Genomic DNA, 16,888 nt, shown 5'->3' on the forward strand with positions numbered 1-16,888 from the left:
CTCGCAGCCATTGATACAGATGGCAACATAAAAATACAGGTGGCAGGGAATGGGTGTGAGCTTGGTGTGGGCCTTGGCCTGGCTGTTGGGGGTGTTCGCTCAAACCGGACAGACGGCACTGCATCCGATGTGGGTGGATGCCGTCTCGGCCGCGGTGTCATTGGGGATACTGGCGTGGACTTGGTTGAAACTGCGCACGCCTGTCGGCGCTGTCGGCACAGGATCACCTTGGTGGCGCTGGGCGTGCCTGGGTATGGGGAGCATGGCCATGCTGGCACTGGCCTGGTCGACCACCGGATGGCGAGCCAGCATGCGCATGCTGGAGGGTGTACCGGATGCATGGGCGGGGCACCCGGTGCAGGTGACCGTGCAAGTGGAGGGCTTGCCTTTGCCCGTGCCGGGTGGTGCGCTGCTGGACGCGCGCGTATTGAGGTGGGGGCCTGATGTCGGGGCGACCAACAACTGGCCCACCCATTTGAGCTTGCGCATGCCCCTGGCCGAGGGCGTCTTGCCCATGGCGGGCCAGCAGTGGCAGTTCACGGTGCAGTTGCATGCGCCAGACGGCTTGTCCAACCCCGGTGCTTACGATGGCACCTTGTCGTACTTCGAGCGGGGTGTGCGCGCCGTGGGCAGCGTTCGGCGCGCAGGCCAGCCGGCCCGCCTGCAGGATCTTGCGCCAGAGCGCCCCTGGCAGGGCGTGATCGATCGATGGCGCCAGCGCGTTCGCACGGCTGTCTTCTCACATGTGGCCGATCAGCGGGCGGCGGGCATTCTGACCGGCTTGTCCGTTGGCGATCAGTCCGCCATTGATCGCGAGGACTGGGATCTCTTTCGGCAGACGGGCGTGGCGCATCTGGTGAGCATCAGCGGCGCACACATCGCGATGTTTGGTTGGATGGCCGCCGTGATGGTGCGGCGAGCTTGGTCACTGTGGCCCACGGGCATGCATCGGTGGCCTGCGCCCGATGTGGCCATGTGGGTGGCCGTAGGCGCGAGCGGTTTGTATGCGCTGGTGTCAGGCTGGGGCATTCCGGCTCAACGCACCGTGTTCATGATGGCCCTGGTGTGCTGGCTACGATCTGGCGGCAGACGCTGGCCCTGGCCATTGGTCTGGCTGAGCAGCGCTGTGGTTCTGACCGCCCTTGATCCCTGGGCGATTCGGCAGGCGGGCTTCTGGTTGTCCTATGTGGCCGTTGGCGTCTTGTTGTCGTATGGCATGAAGGAGATCGGCTTGCCTGGCTCCCGCACATCACGAATCGAGGCCGGGGCCGCGCGTGTGTCTCAACGCGTCTCTGTCCTGGCAGGGCGGATGGCGATGGTGTGCGTGAACGTGATGAAGCTCCAGTGCTTGATCACCCTGGCCCTGTTGCCCTTGAGTCTCGTGGTGTTCCAGCAAGCATCCCTCAGCAGCCTTTTGGCGAACCTGATCGCCATACCGGTTTTCACGATCGGCATCACCCCCTTGTCTTTGCTGGGTACGATCTGGGCGCCGAGTTGGGACCTGGGGGCCTGGGTGATCAGCGGGTTGATGAGCTTGCTGGCCCAGCTGGTGCTGACATGGCCCGCCATGGCCGAATCACCCGTGCTGCCTTGGCCCGTGGTCCTGTTCGGGGTTCTGGCGGGTGGGGCACTGGCTTTGCCCATGCACTGGCGCTGGCGTCTGGGTTTGTTGCCATTCGGACTGCCTTTGCTGTATGTGCCGCAAAGTTGGCATCTCTTGCCAGCGCCCAGGCCTGGCGCATTTGAGTTGCTGGCTGCCGATGTGGGGCAGGGCACGGCCGTGCTGATTCGAACCGCGCACCACAACTTGTTGTTTGACACAGGGCCGCGCATCGGCGAGCAGCTCAATGCCGGCGATCGTACTTTGCTGCCCCTGTTTCGTGCCCTGGGTGTCAGCAAACTCCATGCGCTGGTGATCAGCCATCAGGATACCGACCACGTGGGCGGGGCAGACGCCATCCTCCATCAGATGCCGGTTGATCAGCTGGTGAGTTCCTTGGACGAGGCGCATGGCCTGCGACACACGGTCGGTGTCCATGGCCGCCCGGTATCTCATCAGGCATGTCAGGCAGGTATGCAATGGCAATGGGATGGTGTGCGCTTTGAGGTCTTGTATCCCGATGCGGGTGTCTATGCGCACCGAGAGGGGCGCGCGCCCAACGCCATGTCGTGTGTGCTCAAAGTGAGTGCGTCTGACCAAGGGGCGCGCAGCGTCTTGCTGACGGGTGACATCGAGGCGGATCAGGAGGCAGCCTTGGTCCAGCGCGAGGCCGGCCGCTTGCGCAGCACGGTGCTCGTCGCGGCTCACCATGGCAGTCAGACCTCGTCAACTGCCCGCTTTCTGCAAGCGGTGCAGCCAGAACAGGTGGTGATCCAGGTTGGTCGGCGCAATCGCTACGGCCATCCGTCGCCATCGGTGCTGGCGCGCTACGAGGCCATGTCACTGAACTGGGTGGCCTCGCCCGCCTGTGGAGCCTATATCTGGTCCAGTAACGAGCAGCTCATGCCTGTGGCCGGCGCCACCTTGCGGGGGGGCACACCGCGCGTGGGGACGTGCTGGCGTCCGGCGCACCATCGCTATTGGGATGAACCGTCGCCCATGGCGTCGCCACATGTCTCAGTGGGGCGCAGGAGGTCAATGCGGGAGTGAGCCCTGAGGCTGGGGCAGCCCCATCAGCCCCATCAGCCGCGACGTTCGCGCGTCTGACTGGCCAGGATCTTGTCGATGCGTTTGCCGTCCATGTCCACGACCTCGAAGCGCCAGCCCTCCCACTCCACGGAGTCCGTGGTCTGAGGCAGGCGTCCCAGCAAGAGCATCACCATGCCGGCCAGCGTGTTGTAGCGGCCACGGTCTTCGTCGGGCAGCGCCTTGATCTCCAGGCGGTCTTTCAGTTCGGGTACGGGGATGAGGCCGTCGATCAGCCAGGAGCCATCGTCACGCTGGATGGCCCAGGCGTCTTCGGCTTCGAGCGGTGTGAATTCACCGGTGATGGCTTCAAGCACGTCACGCAGGGTGATCACACCTTGCACTTCACCATATTCATCGACCACGAAGACCATCTGCGTGTCCGACAGGCGGAAGTGCTCCAGCAATTCCATCCCTGACAAGGTTTCGGGCACGAACACCGCTGGCAGCAAGCCATCGTTGAGGTCATTGTCTTGCTGTTGGGTCAACTGATGGAGCAACTGCTGCGCCGTCATCACCCCAAGGACATCGTCCAGGCCGCCACGGCACACTGGATAGCGGGAATAGCCATGCTGCGCGATCGTGGCCAGGTTGTCTGTCATGGGCACTTCAATGTTCAACCAGGCGATGTCGCTGCGGGGGATCATCATCGAGCCGATCTGGCGGTCGTCCAGGCGGAACACATTGCGCACCATCTGGTGCTCGTGGGCCTCGATCACGCCGGCATCCAGGCCCTCTTCCAGTTGAGCAGCGATCTCTTCTTCCGTCACGCTGCGGTTGCCGTTGTCCTTGATGCCGATGAGCTTGAGGATGGCTTCCGTGGCCGCGGCAAGCATGCGCACGAAGGGGCGAGTCAGGCGCGATAGCCAGGTCATGGGCTGGGCCACCACACGGGCGACCGATTCCGGGTACATCTGGCCGACCCGTTTGGGCACGAGTTCACCGAAGATGATGGAAATGAAGGTGATGATCAGCACGACCAGACCGGTGGCCGTGATGCTGGCGATCCGCTCCGTCATGGGGAAGTAGCCCTGCAGCCATTGGGCCAGCGGGGGCGAAAAAGCGGCTTCACCCACGATACCGTTGAGGATGCTGATGGAGGTGATGCCGATTTGAACCGTTGAGAGGAACTGGGTAGGGTTGTCGTGCAGCACCATGGCTGCTTGCGCGCCAGCGTCGCCGGTTTCGGCCATCACTTGCAGCCGCGCCTTGCGACTGGCGGCCAGGGCCATCTCGGACATGGCAAAGGCGCCGTTCAACAGAACCAGAAAAATGAGAAGGGCTAGATCCATAAAAGGCGCCGGCGAACTCGGGCCTTGCATTCAACACCGCGCAAGCGTAGCAGAATCCATTCCATGATCTATCTTGTTGGCGACCTGCAAGGTTGTTGCAATCCGTTCGAACGGCTGCTGCAAACCATTGATTTCTCTCCCTCGCGCGACCATGTCTACGTACTGGGCGACCTGGTGAACCGGGGGCCGGACTCCCTGGGCGTCCTGCGCCGGCTGCGCGCACTGGACAACGCTGCCACGTGCCTTCTGGGCAATCACGATCTGCACCTGCTGGCCGTGGCGCATGGTGTGCGCAAGCCGCATCGAAGCGACACGCTCGACGAGATCCTGCATGCGCCTGATCGTGACGACTGGCTCAACTGGATCCGCCAGCGCCGCCTGGCCGTGCACGCACATGGCTGGCTGATGGTGCACGCGGGCGTCGTACCGCAGTGGGACGCATCGCAGACGGTGGCGCTGGCTGCCGAGGTGGAGGCCATGCTGGCCGGGCCGGATGTGGGCGAGTTCCTCACGCGCATGTACGGCAACGAGCCTGACAAGTGGGATGACAGCCTGCAGGGGGTGCCCCGCTGGCGTTGCGTGGTCAACAGCCTGACGCGGCTGCGCTTTTGTTCGGCAGACGGCACGATGGAGTTCACCACCAAGGAAGGGGCGGGCGGGGCGCCTGAGGGCTTCATGCCCTGGTTCGAGGTGCCCGGGCGGCGCACGGCGGGTACGCCCGTGGCTTTCGGGCATTGGTCCACCCTGGGCCTGATCAACCGGGATGATTTGATGTCGCTCGACACCGGGTGTGTCTGGGGCGGGCAGCTTACGGCGGTGCGTGTCGATGGCGCCACGCGCGAGCTCATTCAGATCGATTGCCCGCAGGCGCAGAAGCCTGGCAAAGGCTGATGGCCCGAAAGGCATCTACAATGGCGGCTTCAAAGGGTGTGTGGCCGAGCGGTTTAAGGCACCGGTCTTGAAAACCGGCGAGGGTTTATCCCCTCCGTGAGTTCGAATCTCACCGCACCCGCCATCCCAAGTCGTTGATCTCCCTAGGAAACTAGGCGAATCAACCACTTAGGAGCGGCGACTGTGACACTTGGGTGTGACATTTTGGTATCTTCACAGGATGAAGGACGAAATGGCAAAACCCCTTGGACTGACCCAGCGCAGGGGCTCCTTCCAACTCCGAATCGTTATCCCCAAGGACCTGCGTGGCCACTATGGGGGCCGCACAGATTTCCGCATTTCGCTTGGCAAGTTGGACAAGGCGCTGGCCTATCCATTGGCTCACCGACTTCGTGCAGAGAATGAGTCCGAGTTCGCCCAGAAGCGCCTTGAGCTGAACCCGCACAAGGTCACAGAGGTCACGCCACAGTTGGCTCAGGCTATCGCCTCCCAGGTGCATGCACTGGTTCTGAAGCAAGACGATGCAGCGCGGGATGAGCCTGAAAGCTGACTTCTTGGCAGTCTCAAGCTTGGCCCGCAAATCGGACTCGTCGATCTTCAAGGCCTCCGCCTGCGCCTCTTGCTCTTGAAGCACGTCCGGCAGCTTGCGGTATCAGCCACTTGCGCGCACCTGGAGCCGTGCAAAGTCACTTTTTGTACTGACCATGGCCTTCACAGGCGTTGGACTGTCGTGGGCAACTGAGCCTCGCATTGATATTTCAAAGATCTTTGGACAGCACGTGCACCTGGCCAAAGCTGGCGGCGATTCGTTGAAGCTGATGCAAGTGACCTTGCCCGGGTCTAGCAAGCTGCGGGACCAGGTGAAGGCGCTTCTTAAAGCATATGAGTGAGGTCAGAGCCAGTCGGGCTTGATGGCCTTTACCTGCGTGGCTGCGGTACGGTGCCTGTCGCACGCTTCAATGACGTGCTGTGAGATGGCATCGATCGTGTCTTGGCCCACGCGATGCCTTTGGGCAATTTCACCGGTTAATTTGAGTGCCTCCGTGACCTTGCCGATCAAGCCTTTCATTTGTTGTGCCATGGCAGAGGGCCGCAGCCCCGCTTGTTGACCCAGTTGCGCCCAGTCGAACGGCGTGATCTCGGCCTCGGTGAAGGCGTCGCCCACGGCCATGGCCAGCGTGCCAGATAACTGTGCGTCCTTCAGTGCCGGTATGCACACCATGTCGTAAGCCGGTGCAAGGCGGACGCCCGAGGGTTGAACGAAGAACGACAAGTTCTTGCCATGGGCGTCGGTGTTGCCGATCAGCACCTGGAAGATGGCCCAGCGCAGCAGGGCCAGGCGGTCCACGGCAGGCTGCAGACTGTGCTGATTGATCGCCTGAAAGAGTGCGCGCAGGCTGGCACCATCACGGATGTTGCGCACGTCTGGCCCGTCCCCATAGGGACGCTCGTACTTCAGTCCGACCGACAGGCCCAGCAATTGACAGCCATCGATCAGGTGCTGGCGCTCGACGCCTGTGGGCGTCTCCCTGCGGTCGAAGCGCTTCACGAACAGCACGGGCTCGGGTACGTGCTCAAGCCAGGCTTCGGCCACGGGCAGCCCCGCCGCGCGGGCCAGTTGCATGCACATGAGCTCGTTGCCCGGTAACGAGGCGAGGGCAGGGCGTGTCGGCACCGGCTTGAGGATCACGGTGGAGGCCTTGGGGCCGCCATTCACTAAAAACAACCTGCCATCATGCTCGTAGACCGCAATCTTGTCCTGGTAGCCCGCGATCGACAGACGCACCTGTTGATCCCAGACGGAGAAGGGCAGTTGCGCGCGCTGGCGAATGCGTTGCGAGAGCTCTTCGCGGGTGATCTCGCGCAACTGCTCAGGCTCTTCTGTGGGTGTCACCACATCGCCAGCAGTCAGACGGATCGCGCCCGCCGTCTCTCGCCCCAGCGCATGGATGAGACCCAGCAGGTTGGACTTGGAGACGCCGTGTGCTTGCGCCGCGTGGTCAAGCGCATTTCCTTCGGGAAGCAGGTTCTCGAAAAACTGGCGCACGATGGCGCTGTGTTGGTCTGGCGACTGATCGTCGGGTGCCTTCAATGGCAGTTGCGGACCCAAGGCGAATGCATCGCGAGCCTCGCGCCAGGCGTCTGCATAGGCAAATGCAAATCTGTTGGTGGTGGGGTGGTGGTGGAGGTTGCCTGCCACCTGATCCCCAATCCAGACCGTGAGCGTGTGGCCAGGGCCGTTCATGCGTCGTCCTCAAGTGACGGCGCATGGAGTAGCAAGGCTTGTCGGGCGGCCTCCCGTTGGGGGGGCTGCACGGCAAAGACCCCGACGCCCAACTCACGTGCCACGCGTAGGGCGATGGCCAGGCCTACCGAGCCGGTGGCCTTCTCCAGGTCGCCGAGTGTCTGCTTGGATACGCCCATCATCGCTGCAGCATCGATCATGGTCATGCCTGCCGCTGTGCGAGCAGCCCGAATCGCCTGACCGAATGATTGGGGGTCCACGGTCAAGGGATCGGCAGGGGGAGGTGAGGGGACAACGCGCTTCATAAGATCCACATTAGCAGGATTTATGGATGTTGGCACGCTGTCGCGCATATAAAGCATAGGAAAGCAGGATTAAAAAGAAATTCAAGTCATGAATTTAATAAAAAGCTGCCTTGGTAGGACATTACGTCAATAGCACAAGAAGTGGGGTATCGCTTTCGCGTCACACCACAACACAGCGTTTTGGTGGAAACGCATGCCTAGGCGCTTACAGCCATCCAGCGGCAGGTTGGGCGCCAAGACACTGGGCTCGGCAGGCCAGTTGCCTGACGGGTGGCACCCCTCGCCGAGAAAGTAAACCACCTTGTGCTGATCCAAGGTCTGAAGCAGCGATGCTTGGCGTGTCTCGTTGTCCTGCCCAGGCTCTCCTGACCTCAAGCTCTCGAACCGCCCGGTGTGGACCCTCATGCCGGGTGGTGTGGCAGGGGTGCCTCCCAGAATGGGGGCCCCCTATGCCGATTGCGCAGACGAGGTTGGAGGCCTTGTCCGCCATGCCGCTTGTCAAGCATTTTTTCTGGCATCGGGCATTCCCTGAAGGGCTACACAAAACGCTTTGTACTGTATAAAATCACAGTATGGAAGCGCCCCTCAAATCTGCCTGGATAGCCCGCTGCATCAAGCGTCTGGCCGAGCTTCAGCCTGGTCTGATGCCGGCTGTGGCGGCCCGTGCAGCGGAGCGTCTGTGGCAGGACGAGCGGGGCCATGTGCCGCCCGAAGAGTGGGCGGAGATTGAGGTCAGAAGCTGGGCCCGCCAGGGACCTTGAGCCCGTACCTCCTTCCCGATCTTTGACGTCATGAGCCCAGGCTGTCGCGGCATGTTGTGCGCGACGGGCCGGGCATGACGCCTTCGTTTCCTTCTCTCTCGACCGAACCTTCATCCAAACAGACAGGAGCGCGCCATGATGAGCGTGAAGCCACCGCATTGCCTTTTCAACCGTGTCAACCGGGCGCTGGACCGGGTACTGGAAGCCCTGCTGGGCGACTGGTGGATCGATCTGATCCTCATGTTATTCATCGTGGGCACGATGCTCTACAACCACTACCACTGAGGTGCTCGGTCTGCATCAGCCAGTTTGTGAGCGCAGGATCATGTCGGCCGCCTTCTCCGCGATCATGACCGTGGGCGCATTGGTGTTGCCCGAGGTGATGGTGGGCATGGCTGACGCATCCACCACCCGCAAGCGATGGACGCCACGTACGCGCAGTTGCGGATCGAGTACGGCCCCCGCGTCCCCATCCGGCCCCATGCGGCAGGTGCTCACAGGATGGAAGATGGTGGTGCCGATGCGGCCGGCGGCCTCCACCAGTTGCGCGGGGCTTTGGGCCTCGGGGCCGGGCATGAATTCCTGCGGCTGGTACGGGGCCAGTGCGGGTTGCGCAACGATGCGGCGCGTCAGTTCGATGGCCTCGACGGCCACCTGCCTGTCTCGCTCGGTGCTCAGGTAGTGGGGCGTGATACGTGGCGCGCTGTCTGGCTGGGCATCGCGGATGTGGATGTGGCCGCGTGATGAAGGCTGCAGGTCACATACGGAGGCCGTGAAAGCCGGAAAGGCATGCAGCGGTTCACCGAACTTGTCGAGCGACAAGGGCTGCACGTGGTACTCGACATTCGTGCGATGCGGGCTGCTGGCCGTGCGCGCAAAACACCCCAGCTGGCTGGGTGACATCGACAAAGGACCGCTGCGATCGAGCAGGTATTGCAGCCCCATGCGCGCCTTGCCCCACAGCGAATGCACCTGCGCATTGAGCGTGGGCACACCTTGCACCTTGAACGCCAGACGCAGTTGCAGGTGATCCTGCAGGTTCTCGCCCACCCCGCGCGCATCCAGCAGGCAGGGCACACCGGCGGCTTGCAGGACCTCGCCACGGCCGATGCCCGATCGCTCGAGGATCGCTGGTGAGTTGACGGCCCCGGCGCACGAGATCACTTCACGTGCGGCCTTGAAGTGCTGGCGCTGACCTTTGATGATGGCGTGCACGCCCTGGCAGACGAGTTGGGCATCGATGTCCAGTCTGTCGACCATGGCGCCGGTCACGATGTGCAGATTGCGGCGGTGCCGGACAGGTTTGATGAAGGCCTTGCTCGCGTTCCAGCGCACGCCACGTTTCTGGTTGACCTCGAAGTAGCTGCAGCCGAAGTTGTCACCGCGGTTGAAATCATCGACGGTGGGGATGCCGGCTTGCGCAGCGGCGGCCTGAAAGGCATCCAGGATGGTCCACGACAGGCGCTGCCTTTCCACGCGCAGTTCATGGCCCGCACCATGCCATTCGGAGCCGCCACCGTGATGGTCTTCGGATGCCAGGAACCAGGGCAGCACGCTGGCCCAGTCCCATCCCTCGCAACCCATGGCGGCCCAGTTGTCATAGTCGGCCTGTTGGCCGCGCATGTAGATCATGCCGTTGATCGACGAACAGCCACCCATGACCTTGCCGCGCGGGTAGAGCAGGCTGCGGCCATTCAGGCCGGGTTCGGCCTCGGTGCGGTAACGCCAGTCGGTGCGCGGGTTGTCGATGCAGTACAGATAGCCCACGGGGATGTGGATCCAGATGTAGTCATCCGGCGTGCCGGCTTCCAGCAGCAACACCGAGTGCGCAGGGTTGGCCGACAGCCGGTTGGCCATGACGCAACCAGCCGTGCCGCCGCCAATGACGATGTAGTCGTATGTCTGCATATCGGGGAGCCATGTTGAGGCCTGTGGGCTCGTCTGCGTGTCAGTGTTGTCCACTATGGCTGACAATGGCAGCGTTGATTTCAAGCGTAGAAGGCCTACATCGTGAACGCTCCGACTGTCATTCCCCATTGGCTCAACGGCCAGGCCCAGATCCGTTCAGGCAACGTCTTGCAGGATGTTTTCAACCCTGCCACAGGCGAGGTGACACGCAAGGTGCAGCTGGCGACAAGCGATGAGGTCAACGAGGCCGTGGCCAGTGCGAAGCAAGCCTTCCCGGACTGGGCCGAGACCCCACCGATCCACCGCGCTCGCATCATGAACCGCTTTCTGGCCTTGCTCAACGAGCGCAAGGACGAGCTGGCCGCCATCATCACGCGCGAGCACGGCAAGGTCTTCAGCGATGCGCAAGGTGAGGTCATGCGTGGCATCGACATCGTCGAGTTCGCCTGCGGCATTCCGCAATTGCTCAAAGGCGACTACACCGACCAGGTGTCCACCGGCATCGACAACTGGACCCTGCGCCAGCCCTTGGGTGTGGTGGCGGGCGTCACGCCGTTCAACTTTCCGTGCATGGTGCCCTGCTGGATGTTCCCGGTGGCCATTGCCTGTGGCAATACCTTTGTGCTCAAGCCCAGCGAGCGAGATCCGTCTGCGGCGATCTTCATGGCCGAGTTGATGGCCGAGGCTGGTTTGCCTGCGGGCGTGTTCAACGTGGTGCACGGGGATCGACTGGCGGTGGAAGCCTTGCTGGATCACGATGATGTGAAGGCGCTGAGCTTCGTGGGGTCGACGCCGATTGCGCATGGCCTGTACCGGCGTGGTGCGCAACTGGGCAAGCGTGTACAGGCCCTGGGCGGCGCCAAGAACCACATGGTGGTGATGCCCGACGCGGATCTGGATCTGGCTGTGGATGCCTTGATCGGCTCGGCATATGGCTCGGCCGGCGAGCGCTGCATGGCGATCTCGGTGGCCGTGTTGGTGGGCGATGTGGCCGATCGCATCATGCCCAGGCTGATCGAACGCACGAAGGCGCTCAAGATCAAGGATGGCATGGAAGCCGATGCCGAGATGGGCCCCATCGTGACGCGCCAGGCGCTGGAGCGTATCGAGGGCTATATCGCATTGGGGGAGCAAGAAGGCGCTTCGCTCTTGGTGGATGGGCGCGGGCTCAAGGTACCTGGCCGTGAAAACGGTTTCTTCACCGGTGGCACCTTGTTCGACCATGTGACGCCGAGCATGCGCATCTACCAGGAAGAGATCTTCGGGCCGGTGTTGTCATGCGTGCGGGTGAAGGATCTGGCGCAGGCTGTGGCGCTGATCAACGCGCACGAGTTTGGCAATGGCGTGGCGTGCTTCACCAGCGACGGGCAGGTGGCGCGCGAGTTCAGCCGCCAGATCGAGGTGGGGATGGTGGGCATCAATGTGCCGATCCCGGTGCCCATGGCCTGGCATGGCTTCGGTGGCTGGAAGCGCAGCCTGTTTGGCGACATGCATGCCTATGGGGAAGAGGGTGTGCGCTTTTATACGCGGCAGAAGTCGGTGATGCAGCGCTGGGCCTCGTCCATCCCCAAGGGGCCTGAGTTCGTGATGCCGACGGCGAAGTAAGCGCCACGTCTGTCGTTCGCCGCCTCTATGGGCTTGGCATGTTTTGGTGCCTGACCTCGATCGAGGTGATGTGCGTCATCGACCCCGTCAACTCGGCGTAAATTGTTTCCAATTGCGACGAGGGTGGGTTTCCGCGCATTCGTTGGCGACCGCTCCCCTACAATCCGGCGCATAACACAGGGCTGCGATTGGTGCGGTCAGGCTTCAGACCTGCACGCCAGCCCGCAAATCAGGGAACGACGCCCATGTGATGGGCACTGGACGTGCGTGATGGTGCGTCTTGATCACGATAAACCGCACGGGAATCCATGAAACAGCTCGACACCAGGGGGCGCTGGCTCCGCTCTGCCTTGCCTCATTTTTTGGCAGTTGCACTAGTGGCCTGTGGTGGCGGTGGTTCGCCAGACACCCAGACGCAAGCCGCACCGCGCTCCACGCCTGTCACAGTTTATGCGTCACTGGCTGATCCAGCCGGTGACTTGTGCGCCAAGCGTGAAACAAGCGCCGACTTTGGCGTGGAGTACTGCATTGAGCCTACATCGTCCTCAGCTGGTGTGGATGGGCTTTGGGCCGAGTTGCAAAAGCCGGCGGGCAACTTCATCAAGCTGACGATCACGGGCATGAATGTCAACCAACCACCTGGCGGCGCTGGTGACCAATACCAGGGTTTGAGTTCGAGGACCTTTTATGCCGGTCAAGGTTTGATTCATCAAGGCGGGGAAACCTACCATGCGGTCGCCATGCCGGTCACGCCGTCTGGGGTGGGTGATCTTGTTTATGCTGGCGCGACACAGACCATGTTGAAAATATCCGGCGTGAATCCGGGTGCTCAGGAGAGCGTGCTGCAGGCGTATTGGACACGGACAATAGGGGATATATCTATTCCTGGGGGTGTCGAGCTGGATACATGGGCTTCATTCTTTGGTATTCGTACGGACTGGATGGATGCGCCAGAGAATCCCGACCTTGTTTTCTCTGGAAGCATCGTGGTGGCGGCTGGTGACAATACATACCAGGAGGATGTGAAAGCTCAACGGTTTTCAACAGCCAGTTGTCCGATTACTTTGCAGATGAATTTGGTTTCAGGTGAAATTCGCACAATGCAGCCTGTTGTGGAGTGTGCTGACGCGGATACGGGTGCTGTATTCGTGGCAGATATAAATAGTGCGAAGCTCATCTCAAAGGGCGCGCGCATCCAGGCTACGAAGACAGGCAGTGTTTCATATGCTGACAGCAGCAAGGGTGTCGTGTTTGAAGGCGAGGCACTGAGTCAGGTTTCTGGTGGCGTGTATGGGCACGGGGCGCATGACCTGGTCATCCATGGCGTGACGTCGCAAGGTTATATTTTGATACAAGCAATCAAGACGAATTAATCCCGTCTCGTTATGTAATGACATGTAAGCTTTTTGCGGGATGCATGGGCTTTGTTTTCATGTTGTTGCACTTGTCTGGCCTGGTTCCCCCGTAATGGGTGGTTTCATGGCTGCATCGAATTGATAAAATCCAGATACGGTTCGCGCATTCAGGGAGAAGTATCCAAGGGTGCCATTAATTAAAAGTGCCGACTGTTGAGCCGTCAGCGGTTTTCAATATCTGGAAAATTATCATGTCGATGAAGAAGCAACAACGTGGTCAGGGGATGACTGAATACATCGTGATCGTGGCACTGATTGCAGTGTCTGCTATCGCAACGTACCAATTCTTCGGTCAAACCATCCGTACTCAAACGGCGGGTCTGGCGCAAGAAATTTCCGGTACCAATGCAGCTACTACCATCACTGCAGCGAAGACTAACTCTGCCGCTGCGCTGACTGAAGGTAACCGCAAGAAGAGCCTGTCCAACTACGACAACAATCAGTGATCATTTGTTGTTTGGTTGAAAGAACATAATGAAAAACGCCAGCCCGAAAATGGGTTGGCCGTCGTTCCAGGGGGGGCGGCATCAACGCGGTCAGGCCATGATCTATGGCATATTCATTCTGGCCGTTGGGTTGGTGTCGACATTTTTCCTGTTTAATGCCGGTCAGCTCGTTCAAGAAAAAGATCGCCTGATCACGGCGGCAGATGCAACCGCGTACAGTGCCGGTGTGTTGCATGCTCGGGCTCTGAATTATTCGGCGTATATCAATCGCGCGCTCATTGCCAATGAGATAACCGTTGCGCAAACGGTTAGCGTTGCATCCTGGGTTCGATATACACAGAGTCACGTGAATACTGCGGTATCGGAGGGTTGTAACTATTACATCAATGTGCCGGGTGGGCTGACTTTTTTGCGTTATACGCCTCTTTGCATGGGGTTGGCGTATGGTGGGGCCTATATTTCAAGTGCCTCTGGTTGGGTTGATACTGGTGGGCAGGCAGTGATTGCTGCTGCAGAGATTGCAAAAAAAATATTGCAAGGCGCTCAGATATTCATGATGGCGGAGCTCGCGTTAAAGCGAGATGACATCCTGACTGAGGTGGCTAAGGCGAATTTCAAAGGCGATGGCAATGTCAGTGTCATGACCATGCCTATACCTGGTGATCATCCAATTGAAACCAGTGTGAAGCTCCGGGCTGGCAAGGACAGGCAAAGATTTGCCAATGTGGCAGTGGAGTCCGCCTACCGAGATCCCTTCATTCCCAGTCGAAGTTGGAATGAAAAGGCTTTGCTGCCGGAAACATCTTGCTTGAAAATATTAAAGGTGGAGTACGACTACGCGACACGTGCAGGTGGCACGAGTTTGATTGGTCTGGATGAGTGGAAGGCCATGGATACCTTCGAAATCCACAAGCGTATGCTGAAATTCAAGACCAAGAAAATTGGTTTCATCAAGATCAAGATCCCATATTGCGGAGACGCGGAGTGGTATCCGGCTGCGGGGCTCAAGGCCAGTTATGCACTCAAGGAGGCAGATAAAGGTTCTGCTGCTTATTTTGCCGGAGCGAGAAGCATCAACAACCTGGCCAGCAAAACGCCTACAAACAGCACCTATTCGGGCTATCAAGGCATGCCCGCATCCTGGGAGTTGACGGACGATGCACTTAGCTACGTGCCCAACCATGCAGACGTCAACCACCGTGAGTTCAAGATCCGCTACTCCATTCTGGTGACGCGCAAAGAGGATCAGACGCGTACGAGTGAAGGGCGCTCTGATGTCAAGTCAGCAACGGGGCCTTATGGCTTGAACAAGTTTGATGGCAAGCCTGCCGCCGGTGAGTACTCGGCTGTCTCGACGGCTGAGATCTTTTTTGATCGCCCGGTGGCTCGCGAAGATGGCAAGACGGAGATTGCCAGCCTTTACAACCCCTATTGGCAGGTTCGCCTGGTTCAATCCAAGGCGGCCATTGCTGCTGGTATGGCTATACAGGGGCTGAAGTAATGACTGGCTCCTTTGCAACTGGTCGTCAAGGCGGGCAGGCCTTGCCGGAGTTCCTGGTCGCCGCCGTGGCCATCATCCCGCTGTTCCTGCTCTTGCCCATGTTGGGCAAGTACCAGGATATGGCGCACAGCACCATGCTGGCCAGCAGGTATGTGGCGTTCGAGGCCATGACCAGAAATGACATCCTCAACTCGTTCAAGCCGGAGGCAGAGCAAGCGCGTGATGTTCGCCGGCGCTTCTTCAGCAACTCCGACGCGCCCATCAAGACGGGTGATGCCGCTGGCAGTTTCGAGGCACACCAGAACCAGTTCTGGCGGGATCCATTTGGTAATCGCCTTGTCAAGAGTCTGGATGACGATGTGACGGTTCACTATGGTTTCAGCCATGGTGCCACGCACGCCGAAGGCTTTTCGGGCATGAGCGATGGCGCGCCTTTCGATCTGAAAGGCAACTTCAAACTGAGCACGAAGGGCCTCTACACGGCCAGCGTTTCGGTCACGATCGCCAATTTGCCTGATGGCCTCAAATTCGTGGAGCCTTTCAACAAGCTCAACCTGTCCATGACGCGCAGCACCAGTCTGCTGCTGGATCCTTGGACGGGACGCGATCCCCACAACGTTCAGGATCGCTTGGGCAACGCTTTGATCAACCCTGCCAGCGCGGGCCTGTTTGATCCAGTGAAGACGGTCATGAACATCGCTGTTCAGGCTTTGGATGGCAAGGCACTGGGCTTGGGCAACATCACAGGGCCCAAGCTTGGCGAGTTGCAGTATTGGCGCGATGTTGTACCGGCGGACCGGTTGAAATAAAAGAAAGTTCAGGGAGTTGACGTGAAGAAATTGGTCAGCGCCAGGGCTGGGGCCTTGGCATGCGTGACGCTTTGCCTGGCGCTTTTCGCTGGCTTTGCCTCCGCAGGATCGCTCAAGACCGGGCCTACGTTTGCCTTGCCTGACAGGGCGAGGTTGCAGCCCATGGATGGCGAGAATGTGATCAATGGCGTGCCCACGCGCATCACGGTGTTTTCAAGTCCAGACACGCTTGAGTCGACCGCGGCATGGTTTCGAAAGACGCTGACGCAGCCCTACACCGAAGACACGCGTGGTGGCGACATCATTTTTGGGAAGCCAGCTGAGCACCATTTCTCGACCATCAAATTGAGCGCGGTGCCTGGTGGAACCAGAGGTGTAGTAGCTGTGGCGGACCTCGAGCAAGGGGCGAAGCGCAGCAAGATCACCGAGGCTCGCATCAAGGATTGGCTGGCCGATCTGGGTGTGGAAAGCAAGGTGCTGAGCTTCAACGAGTCAGTCACGCTCGGTACTGATGCGCAAACCCTCTTGCTGGTCAATGACCGATCCCCCGCGGGCAACATCAAGGCAGTTCATCGTCTGATGGACAAGCGCGGCTTTGAGTTCGAGCGTGAGTTGTCAGATTCTAGCAAGCAGGTGGGCAGCGAGCAGGGCACAAGGACTTTGATGTTTCGTGGTCAAGCTCGCGAAGCTGTGGTCATGGTGCGTCCGCAAGCCGGGGGCCAGACGCAAGTGCTCATCAACGTGACCGTCCAGACAAAACGAGGTTGAGACGATGAAGCCTATTCGCACCGAAGACGGTCGCCCATTTCGTACTGACAGAACGTCGCGCGCGCGCTCGCAAGGGCAGGCGATGTTGGAGTACCTGGTGGTGTCAGCCGTTCTCGTCTTTGCCTTGTTTGTGCCCATCAAGGATGAGGCCAGTACAGACAAGCCGCGCACCGCGGTAGAGGTTGTTGTTCACAACTTCCAAGTCGCCTATGAGCGCATGAGTTTTTCTCTCTCCATTCCCGAGTAGTCCGTAGTC

General features: G+C 60.1%; 17 protein-coding genes and 1 tRNA gene. 13 read left to right on the forward strand and 5 right to left on the reverse strand.

The window, feature by feature from the left end; all coding sequences use genetic code 11:
* Positions 1-49 precede the first annotated feature (49 nt).
* Positions 50-2,650: a DNA internalization-related competence protein ComEC/Rec2 gene (locus tag HY836_RS11845; protein WP_290676359.1), complete on the forward strand. Its 2,601-nt coding sequence runs from the start codon at positions 50-52 to the stop codon at positions 2,648-2,650.
* Between the two features lie 32 nt (positions 2,651-2,682).
* Here the strand turns inward: HY836_RS11845 and HY836_RS11850 are convergent, their stop codons facing one another.
* The gene (locus tag HY836_RS11850) at positions 2,683-3,978 is read right to left on the reverse strand and encodes a hemolysin family protein (RefSeq protein ID WP_290676360.1); all 1,296 of its coding nucleotides are present in this window, start codon (positions 3,976-3,978) and stop codon (positions 2,683-2,685) included.
* Positions 3,979-4,041: 63 nt separating this feature from the next.
* Between HY836_RS11850 and HY836_RS11855 the strand changes: the two genes are divergently transcribed.
* From HY836_RS11855 to HY836_RS11865, 3 genes are all read left to right on the forward strand, one after another.
* The gene (locus HY836_RS11855; protein ID WP_290676361.1) at positions 4,042-4,869 is read left to right on the forward strand and encodes a symmetrical bis(5'-nucleosyl)-tetraphosphatase; all 828 of its coding nucleotides are present in this window, start codon (positions 4,042-4,044) and stop codon (positions 4,867-4,869) included.
* Positions 4,870-4,903: 34 nt separating this feature from the next.
* Positions 4,904-4,993 (forward strand) — tRNA-Ser (locus HY836_RS11860).
* A gap of 96 nt (positions 4,994-5,089) precedes the next feature.
* Positions 5,090-5,419: a DUF6538 domain-containing protein gene (locus HY836_RS11865; RefSeq protein ID WP_290676362.1), complete on the forward strand. Its 330-nt coding sequence runs from the start codon at positions 5,090-5,092 to the stop codon at positions 5,417-5,419.
* A 342-nt stretch (positions 5,420-5,761) separates the two neighbouring features.
* Here HY836_RS11865 and HY836_RS11870 read toward each other — a convergent pair whose 3' ends face one another.
* The 3 genes from HY836_RS11870 to HY836_RS19005 all read right to left on the reverse strand — a co-directional run bounded on the left by HY836_RS11870 (position 5,762) and on the right by HY836_RS19005 (position 7,824).
* Complete coding sequence (locus HY836_RS11870) at positions 5,762-7,114, reverse strand: HipA domain-containing protein (protein WP_290676363.1); 1,353 nt, start codon at positions 7,112-7,114, stop codon at positions 5,762-5,764.
* Positions 7,111-7,419 carry a helix-turn-helix transcriptional regulator gene (locus HY836_RS11875; protein ID WP_290676364.1) on the reverse strand — a complete coding sequence of 103 codons (309 nt, stop codon included), beginning with the start codon at positions 7,417-7,419 and terminating at the stop codon, positions 7,111-7,113. Before HY836_RS11875 ends, HY836_RS11870 begins: the two co-directional genes overlap by 4 nt.
* 126 nt (positions 7,420-7,545) lie before the next feature.
* Positions 7,546-7,824, reverse strand: a complete 279-nt coding sequence (locus tag HY836_RS19005) for a DUF3293 domain-containing protein (RefSeq protein ID WP_367114687.1) — start codon at positions 7,822-7,824, stop codon at positions 7,546-7,548.
* A gap of 167 nt (positions 7,825-7,991) precedes the next feature.
* On the opposite strand from HY836_RS19005, the gene HY836_RS11880 reads away from it, so the two are divergent.
* Together HY836_RS11880 and HY836_RS11885 are read left to right on the forward strand one after the other, a co-directional pair.
* Complete coding sequence (locus HY836_RS11880) at positions 7,992-8,180, forward strand: hypothetical protein (protein WP_290676365.1); 189 nt, start codon at positions 7,992-7,994, stop codon at positions 8,178-8,180.
* A gap of 138 nt (positions 8,181-8,318) precedes the next feature.
* On the forward strand, positions 8,319-8,465 hold the full coding sequence (locus tag HY836_RS11885; protein WP_290676366.1) for a hypothetical protein: 147 nt from the start codon (positions 8,319-8,321) through the stop codon (positions 8,463-8,465).
* Positions 8,466-8,480: 15 nt separating this feature from the next.
* Here HY836_RS11885 and HY836_RS11890 read toward each other — a convergent pair whose 3' ends face one another.
* Positions 8,481-10,088 (reverse strand): GMC family oxidoreductase, encoded by a 1,608-nt coding sequence (locus tag HY836_RS11890; RefSeq protein ID WP_290676367.1) that lies wholly within the window; start codon positions 10,086-10,088, stop codon positions 8,481-8,483.
* Positions 10,089-10,208: 120 nt separating this feature from the next.
* On the opposite strand from HY836_RS11890, the gene HY836_RS11895 reads away from it, so the two are divergent.
* The 7 genes from HY836_RS11895 to HY836_RS11925 all read left to right on the forward strand — a co-directional run bounded on the left by HY836_RS11895 (position 10,209) and on the right by HY836_RS11925 (position 16,879).
* Positions 10,209-11,693, forward strand: coding sequence for a CoA-acylating methylmalonate-semialdehyde dehydrogenase (locus HY836_RS11895; protein WP_290676411.1), 1,485 nt, complete (start codon positions 10,209-10,211; stop codon positions 11,691-11,693).
* Positions 11,694-12,001: 308 nt separating this feature from the next.
* A complete protein-coding gene (locus HY836_RS11900; protein WP_290676368.1) occupies positions 12,002-13,066 on the forward strand; it encodes a hypothetical protein in 1,065 nt (354 codons plus the stop codon).
* 233 nt (positions 13,067-13,299) lie between these two features.
* Complete coding sequence (locus HY836_RS11905; RefSeq protein WP_290676369.1) at positions 13,300-13,554, forward strand: hypothetical protein; 255 nt, start codon at positions 13,300-13,302, stop codon at positions 13,552-13,554.
* A gap of 28 nt (positions 13,555-13,582) precedes the next feature.
* Positions 13,583-15,055: a pilus assembly protein TadG-related protein gene (locus tag HY836_RS11910; RefSeq protein WP_290676370.1), complete on the forward strand. Its 1,473-nt coding sequence runs from the start codon at positions 13,583-13,585 to the stop codon at positions 15,053-15,055.
* Entirely contained in the window at positions 15,055-15,864 is an 810-nt protein-coding gene (locus HY836_RS11915) for a hypothetical protein (protein WP_290676371.1), read from the forward strand. Before HY836_RS11910 ends, HY836_RS11915 begins: the two co-directional genes overlap by 1 nt.
* Before the next feature lie 21 nt (positions 15,865-15,885).
* A complete protein-coding gene (locus HY836_RS11920) occupies positions 15,886-16,632 on the forward strand; it encodes a hypothetical protein (RefSeq protein WP_290676372.1) in 747 nt (248 codons plus the stop codon).
* Between the two features lie 4 nt (positions 16,633-16,636).
* Positions 16,637-16,879, forward strand: coding sequence for a hypothetical protein (locus HY836_RS11925; RefSeq protein ID WP_290676373.1), 243 nt, complete (start codon positions 16,637-16,639; stop codon positions 16,877-16,879).
* Positions 16,880-16,888 lie beyond the last annotated feature (9 nt).

It is taken from the genome of Aquabacterium sp. (assembly GCF_016234775.1).
Classification (GTDB): Bacteria; Pseudomonadota; Gammaproteobacteria; order Burkholderiales; family Burkholderiaceae_C; genus Aquabacterium.

What these genes read in the sequence shown, in the direction of transcription:
- HY836_RS11855 (WP_290676361.1), top strand. Translation starts at nt 4,042, where the DNA reads ATGATCTATCTTGTTGGCGACCTGCAAGGTTGTTGCAATCCGTTCGAA.
- HY836_RS11915 (WP_290676371.1), top strand. Translation starts at nt 15,055, where the DNA reads ATGACTGGCTCCTTTGCAACTGGTCGTCAAGGCGGGCAGGCCTTGCCG.
- HY836_RS11875 (WP_290676364.1), bottom strand. Translation starts at nt 7,419, where the DNA reads ATGAAGCGCGTTGTCCCCTCACCTCCCCCTGCCGATCCCTTGACCGTG.
- HY836_RS11870 (WP_290676363.1), bottom strand. Translation starts at nt 7,114, where the DNA reads ATGAACGGCCCTGGCCACACGCTCACGGTCTGGATTGGGGATCAGGTG.
- HY836_RS11900 (WP_290676368.1), top strand. Translation starts at nt 12,002, where the DNA reads ATGAAACAGCTCGACACCAGGGGGCGCTGGCTCCGCTCTGCCTTGCCT.
- HY836_RS11925 (WP_290676373.1), top strand. Translation starts at nt 16,637, where the DNA reads ATGAAGCCTATTCGCACCGAAGACGGTCGCCCATTTCGTACTGACAGA.
- HY836_RS11850 (WP_290676360.1), bottom strand. Translation starts at nt 3,978, where the DNA reads ATGGATCTAGCCCTTCTCATTTTTCTGGTTCTGTTGAACGGCGCCTTT.
- HY836_RS11865 (WP_290676362.1), top strand. Translation starts at nt 5,090, where the DNA reads ATGAAGGACGAAATGGCAAAACCCCTTGGACTGACCCAGCGCAGGGGC.
- HY836_RS11890 (WP_290676367.1), bottom strand. Translation starts at nt 10,088, where the DNA reads ATGCAGACATACGACTACATCGTCATTGGCGGCGGCACGGCTGGTTGC.
- HY836_RS11880 (WP_290676365.1), top strand. Translation starts at nt 7,992, where the DNA reads ATGGAAGCGCCCCTCAAATCTGCCTGGATAGCCCGCTGCATCAAGCGT.
- HY836_RS11885 (WP_290676366.1), top strand. Translation starts at nt 8,319, where the DNA reads ATGAGCGTGAAGCCACCGCATTGCCTTTTCAACCGTGTCAACCGGGCG.
- HY836_RS11845 (WP_290676359.1), top strand. Translation starts at nt 50, where the DNA reads ATGGGTGTGAGCTTGGTGTGGGCCTTGGCCTGGCTGTTGGGGGTGTTC.
- HY836_RS11910 (WP_290676370.1), top strand. Translation starts at nt 13,583, where the DNA reads ATGAAAAACGCCAGCCCGAAAATGGGTTGGCCGTCGTTCCAGGGGGGG.
- HY836_RS11905 (WP_290676369.1), top strand. Translation starts at nt 13,300, where the DNA reads ATGTCGATGAAGAAGCAACAACGTGGTCAGGGGATGACTGAATACATC.
- HY836_RS19005 (WP_367114687.1), bottom strand. Translation starts at nt 7,824, where the DNA reads ATGAGGGTCCACACCGGGCGGTTCGAGAGCTTGAGGTCAGGAGAGCCT.